Source organism: Chromohalobacter sp. HP20-39, assembly GCF_033052815.1.
Taxonomy (GTDB): domain Bacteria; phylum Pseudomonadota; class Gammaproteobacteria; order Pseudomonadales; family Halomonadaceae; genus Chromohalobacter.
On sequence record NZ_JAWHTP010001054.1, the window covers coordinates 1 to 244 of the forward strand.

Here is a 244-nt window from a genome sequence, read left to right on the forward strand (position 1 = left end):
CATTCGCACCCTTGGCGACCCGTCCAAGGCGTGAGGTTGACCGGAGTCTGAGATGAACGCGCTCGAAAAGCTCGAATCAACCATCGCCGTGCTACGCAAGGACGTGCCGGTGGTCCGTGTCGGCGGCCTCGTCTCCGAAGTGACCTCGACGCATTTCCGCGTTTCCGGCCTCGCGCGCCACGTCAAGCTCGGCGAATTGATCGGACTTGAGATCGACGACAAGGTCCATCTCAGCGAAGTCGTG

The 244-nt window shown here is 61.5% G+C and carries 1 protein-coding gene; it reads left to right on the forward strand.

The genetic code is table 11. From position 1 onward, the window contains the following. Window positions 1-52 precede the first annotated feature (52 nt). On the forward strand, window positions 53-244 hold a 192-nt coding region (locus RVY79_RS21145; protein ID WP_317466574.1), incomplete at its 3' end, for a hypothetical protein.